4 protein-coding genes and 1 pseudogene are annotated in these 5,981 nt (G+C 45.9%); 1 reads left to right on the top strand and 4 read right to left on the bottom strand.

Annotation, left to right across the window (positions count from 1 at the left end):
• Positions 1 to 76: 76 nt before the first annotated feature.
• Positions 77 to 487, top strand: a pseudogene (locus OMR58_RS25835) (IS3 family transposase); the annotation flags it as partial.
• Positions 488 to 664: 177 nt separating this feature from the next.
• Here OMR58_RS25835 and OMR58_RS25830 read toward each other — a convergent pair.
• Genes OMR58_RS25830 through OMR58_RS25815 form a run of 4 tightly spaced genes read right to left on the bottom strand, consistent with a single transcriptional unit; the run spans position 665 to position 5,581 of the window.
• A complete protein-coding gene (locus OMR58_RS25830; RefSeq protein ID WP_264547322.1) occupies positions 665 to 1,729 on the bottom strand; it encodes a fimbrial protein in 1,065 nt (354 codons plus the stop codon).
• Between the two features lie 15 nt (positions 1,730 to 1,744).
• Complete coding sequence (locus OMR58_RS25825; protein WP_264547321.1) at positions 1,745 to 4,237, bottom strand: fimbria/pilus outer membrane usher protein; 2,493 nt, start codon at positions 4,235 to 4,237, stop codon at positions 1,745 to 1,747.
• Between the two features lie 15 nt (positions 4,238 to 4,252).
• On the bottom strand, positions 4,253 to 4,945 hold the full coding sequence (locus tag OMR58_RS25820; protein WP_264547320.1) for a fimbrial biogenesis chaperone: 693 nt from the start codon (positions 4,943 to 4,945) through the stop codon (positions 4,253 to 4,255).
• A 51-nt stretch (positions 4,946 to 4,996) separates the two neighbouring features.
• Entirely contained in the window at positions 4,997 to 5,581 is a 585-nt protein-coding gene (locus tag OMR58_RS25815; protein ID WP_264547319.1) for a fimbrial protein, read from the bottom strand.
• Positions 5,582 to 5,981 lie beyond the last annotated feature (400 nt).

Raw genomic sequence — 5,981 nt, 5'->3', positions numbered from 1 at the left:
GGTTTTGTCATATGAGTCACCTCTGGTTAAGAGTTTACTCACTTAGTCTCGTGTCCACTATTGCTGGGTAAGATCAATAGACCTGTTTGCCCGTAATGTGGTGGGCTGGTCAATGAAGCCGACTCTGTCGCGCGAACTGGCGCTGGATGCACTCCTGATGGCCGTCTGGCGACGAAGGCCAGTGGAAACCGTTATCGTGCACAGCGACCAGGGCAGCCAGTACGGCAGCGATGACTGGCGGCGGTTCTGCCAGGCTAATAACCTGTCACCCAGCATGAGCCGGCGCGGTAACTGCTGGGATAATACCGTGGCAGAATCCTTCTTCAGCTCGCTAAAAAAAGAGCGCATCAGAAAGCGGATATACAAAACCCGGGACATGGCCCGGGCTGATATCTTTGATTATATCGAAGTGTTCTACAACCGGACCCGACGCCACAGTCACCTGGGTGGCGTCAGTCCTGAGGCCTTTGAAAAGGCCTCGCCGTGAGGACAGCGAATGTCTACGGGAATGGGGTCACTCCATAAATGACTCCGAGGTGTCTGTTAAACCCGTGGCGATTCACTCAGACTACGCTCAGTTAAAATCTCCAGTAGCTCCACTACCCACAAAATTATATTACTTATTAAAGTGACGGCCTTAGAAAAAGTGACCATTAACATCTTGCTAAGGATATATTATGTTTAATGTTGCAGATGCATTGATCTGCCCCTGACTAACCTCTGCAGGAGCCCATATATGATAATACACAGCCATGGGAAAGGAAAAACTCTCTTTCAAAGCACCGCCAGCAGATACACTGAAGAGGAGTGTAGCATTACCGCGGTTGGTTGAAGATGTTGAAAAGGTAATAGGGACTTGCGGATTACTACGCTGAATAATTCTCAGTCCTACGCCTTGTGCAGCGTTCCTTGAGCTGTCTATTAACACCGAATTGTCAGTGGTCAGCAATTGTGAGCTCGATAGAAACATCTCAATGGCTCGATCTGAACTCCCGTTAACTCCCACGTTCTGGCAACTCATGTTTAACGAAAAAGGCGTAATGCCAGGCTGCGAAGCCGCATTAAGCTGAGGAATGCCGAGCGCAGGAAGTTTGACGGTCAACCCGGAATTATCTAACGAACATGTTGTTAGCTTTGGAGCATATTTGATGGTCATAGGTTGAGCGAACATATCGCGGTTGTCGTACGGCCACTGAAACCCGCTTAAAAGCCACTGAAGTATCTTTACCAGCTGCTTAATTGGCCATGTAATAATCTCTAATAAAGACAGACCACTCATGTCACTTACAAATATAACGTCACTCATTGTTGCTGTGTCTCCGGTGAGGGTGGTGCCACTCTGACTCACAAGTGTAAAGCGAACGGTAAAGGAAGTATTTAATTCTGTGGCCGTGTGACTACCTGTTCCGCTGAGCGTTCTGTTGGGATGAGTACTGGTGATTTCCGCTCGCACCTTATATTTATTGTTGCTGAACCCCAGAATTGTGGCATAGCTGCTGTCAGTTGAAAGAATAGGTGTATAGGAGAACTCGCTGCTTCTTGTAGTACAGGTAAATGAACCGCTGTATTGGGTGGTGAAGTTCCCCGTCCAGGTAGGCGTGGCCGGGCTGAGCTTGTCGGACAAATCAACACTGAGCGGCGTGCCATAGACGATAGTGCCATTTGAACAGGTGGCAAAGCCTGAGGTACAAAAGCACATGAGTGACAGCAGAACGAATACCCTTAACATATTGAAATTCCGTAATCAATGGCAGGATGATGGTTTTTTGTCCAGCCCCCAGGCCGGCATGATGATATTGCATACTCCATTGCGAAGATGAACATTGAGTATACGAGGTTGCTGTTCGGCACGGATATAAAGCACGCTTGCCTGACCTACATATCCCACAGGTTCGCCTTTTTCATCCGCTACTTCAGTTCCAAATGGCAGAGGTTTGCCATCAGCACGTGTGGCATTTAGCATCCAGGACTGACGTTTGTCAGTGTCAAATAGAACATAGTTTACTGCGCCATCATACGGTGCAACGTTAGCTATATTACCGATAACTTCGGCCCCCGAGCTGTTTTCACTTTCTGACAGCGTAATTGAATTTTTGCGATAAGGTGTAGCATAAGGTACCAGCGCCACGCCGTTGCTATTAGTCACGATGCTTTCATCTCCGTTGACAATCAATCCTTTGGCCTGTGGTGCATCCACTATAGTCATGGTTGAACCGGTTTCATTGGACGCAAGAACCTGCCACGGATAAGCCACCAGACTCCCGCGTCCGCTCAGACCAGTTTGCCGATAATCAGAAGACTGACTGTAAGAGCCGCCCAGGGTGGCAAAGTTTGAGCGGAAGGCCGTATTAACGCTTGCCGAATTGCTTCCCTCTCGCGCATTAGAGCCCGAAATGCTATAACTCAAACGATTCGAATCCAGCGCATTGCCGCTCACGCTGATGTTGCTCTGATTATAACGAGAATCACTGGCCGTCAGGCTGGAAGTGATCCATGCATTATTATCAAACAGCGAAAATGGCAGGCTAAGCGAAAAATAAATTCGCGTTTCTTCTTCACTATCTCGGCTTCGGACACGGCTTGTCGAAATGGTATAGCTGGCCCGACCAATTGAGTTAGAATATCCAGTCTGGTACTCACGGGTAGTTTTTTTTGAATTCCAGTAATCACGAAATGTTCCGGAGATAAACATCGTCCCCCAGTTTCCTGCGAAACGCTGGTTAAGATTGAAAGTTGAAGTATTTTTAGGCTGTGCTCCGCGCAGAGCATCCCAGGTTCTCATTGACATTTCTGGGGCTTCGCCAAATTGCTCTTCTAACTCGTTATACTGCTCTTTCACTCGCTTGTAACCTTCGCGTGAATATAGTGCATCGCTGAAACTGTAAAAGCCTTTCGTAGAATAACGATAGGTTGCTAGCGTGAAGTTGGTGGCGGTAGTGTTGATGAACTTGCTGTACGACATGCGAAAACTCTGACCACTGTCTGTATAATCCTGCAGCGTGGTTCTGGCCTGAGTGACGTCAAAGGCTACGGCACCGAACGGAAAGTTCCACCCCGCTCCGAGCAGACCAGCTTTATAGTTATCGCTAATGATCGTGCCTGTGTAGCCGGTGATGAGATTATTAAAGCCGTAGCGCAGCGTAGCCTGCAGGAATGCCGGTTCGTAGTCCAGCGTATTCTGATGGACTTTCCCCACCACAGCGCTGTACTGGCTTATTCCTTCTTTCAACATTCCTGGAACCGCTGAAAACGGAATAGTAAATGTTTGCTGAGAGCCATCGGCCTCGCGTACAACAACCAGCAGGTCTCCAGCAGAACCGGTGGGCTGTATGCTGTCAAGCTTAAACTGTCCCGGAGGGACAGTTTCCTGATATATAACGTTGCCATTCTGGGATACTTTTACCAGGGCGTTAGTGCGTGCTACTCCATGGATAACTGGCGCAAAACCCTGCTGAGAGTTTGGTCGCATTTTCATCTCTGAGGCCAGGGATATACCACGTACGCGAAGGGAATCGAACAGGTCGCCTGGAATATAAAAGTCACCCAGAGTAAGATTTGAAGTTAAAGAGGCCAGTGGGCGACGCAGATAGCGGGTGTTGTTCTGCCATCGACTGTCACTGCCGTCCGCTTTTTGAAAGGTGCTGCTGTCGCGAAACTGCCATCCATGCAGATTCGCGCCAGAGTCCAGTCCGGCGTAATAATCATCGTTAGTCTCTTTTGAATATCCTTTTGAATGAGTGTTATACCAGGTGCTGTTCCAGGAAAGCATCAGCGCCGGTATACCCTCGTTCCAAAATTGGGGAGCAATATACCCTTCTTCGGTATGCAGTAGGGCCGCCTGCGGAACTGTGAGCGCCAGACTAAGCGTTCCGGAGTCAGTTTTGACCTCTCCTCCCTGAACCAGGTCATGTAACTGAACTTCTCCTTTCGGAATTGCCGTTGCGGGGATGGACTTCATACTGATCCCAAGTGTCTCGGCATCCTTCCATGCGAGATGAATGTCATCCTCACGCTCTCCGTAAGTCACACTATAACGTCCTTTCCAGCTACCATTGACGTAGATATCCATCTCTTGCTTGCCAGCTGGCATGAGGTTATTTTCGTAAAATCGTGAAAGATCGGATTCTCCTGATGAACCTGCAAGCAAAGATGTATCAAAAGATACGGCCTCGGATTTATACGATAAAAGAAGCGACAAGACTAAAAGAAGAGAAAGTTGGCTTTGAAAAAACGTCATATTAAAAGATTCCGGTCACTGGCTTGTGAGGGTCCGGTTTTTATAGGCACCCAGATCGTCCACATACATCAACTGGAACGTCTGCCCTGGTTTAACTTCGTGTTTTGCGGCTACCTGTAGGTGTCCATACGGGGTCACCATAGGTGACTCGCTAAGTAACTTCATTTTCCCCATTGAAATATTGGCAATGGTTATATGGAACGGACTATTATTGTTTATGAGGAAATGATTACCACTGGCAACCAGATTCAGTTTTTCTACAGCCTTATCCAGTGAGCCAGTGAGTGAAGCCGGGCGATAAAAAAGCTTTATCCGAGACTTAATCGCCAACTGAACTGTGTTCATATTCTGCAAGTTTTCAGGTTTAGGGGGGATGTCAAGTACGTTAAGAAAGAAAACCGATTCTCGGTCCACAGGCAGATTTGCTGGGAGTTTTTTTATACGTAATTGCTGACCGTTATTACCGTTGACCTTTATCACCGGTGGAGACAGGAGGAAAGGAACTTTTGCAGTTTCCGGCGTTGAATTAATGTCACCATCATCAATCCATGATTGCACCAGTGCGGGTGAGTCACCGGTATTCGATAGCTGGACTATCACTTCTTTATTTGTTTCAGAATATAATATTCGAGTTCCATTGATAATAATGTTGGCCCATGAGTGTCCCGAATTCAAAAGTAACACTGACAGTAAAATCACTTTTCGCATGATTGAAATCCCAGCTACAGGCTCTGCAAATGCAAAGCCTGTGTAAAAGTTTTACAGATAAGAAATTGTATAAGTGACGTTAGAACTTAATGAACCAACCGTTGCTGCTGCGGTATTTGTTTTATAGTAATAAACGTCCAAGGCCAATGTTTCTGAATCTGGTGCTATTGAAGTCCCCATGATATTTGTGGTATAGGCTTGGTTCAGAGAAATCGGTGCAGATGCGCCTGCTTCTACTAATGCAAAACCTACATTACGCGCAACACTTGCATCGCTTTCGTTAACGCTGTTGTTTACCAGGTATTTCCCATCAGTCGAGATATTGTCAGCGCTGGAGAAATAAACCTTCAGTGGAGTACCCGTGGTTCCTGCAGCTGGTGAGCAGCCAGAGAAAGTTAAAGCAATCGATTTTTTATTCTTTGTAATCAGTCCTACAGCGGTTCCCGCATCAGTTACCGAAATAGGTGAAAGTGCCACAGTAAAGTCAGCGCTTTTTCCACCATTGATTGTGCAAGTTGTATCAGTAATTGCACCTGTAAAGTTAATTACACCACCGGCAGCATTATCTGCTGCCATAGAACTTGTAGAGGAAAAAACAACCGCCAGCGCAGAAACAGTCATGATCTTCTTGAGCATGATTAACTCCATTAAGTTACTTGTGAAAAAATTTAAGCTTCATTGAAATGTTGGAAAGATACTACTGATGACAGTGTTAATGTTATCAGTAGTATCTTACACCACAAATATTCAGAAACAATATTAAATATTTATGTTTAACTTACTACTCTCAAAAAAATATGTTGCCCCCCTTCCCCCACTTTATTATCAAATAAAAACAGAAATATCAACAACTTATCATTAAATTTCATTTTTCCTTTTTATGTTTTATTCAAGTTTGTGTTTGACTTGTTTTTTAATGCTTTTGAATATTTTTTATGTTGCAGATATAGTATTCATGGTCTAAATAGCTGTTCCGAATAATAGATCACTTTGAGGGAACTCAGCCCGGATTGTGCGATCTGATCAATCGCCAAAC

It is taken from the genome of Erwinia sp. INIA01 (genome assembly GCF_025947915.1).
Taxonomy (GTDB): Bacteria; Pseudomonadota; Gammaproteobacteria; order Enterobacterales; family Enterobacteriaceae; genus Erwinia; species Erwinia coffeiphila.
This window is presented reverse-complemented; position numbering and strand designations above follow the sequence as displayed.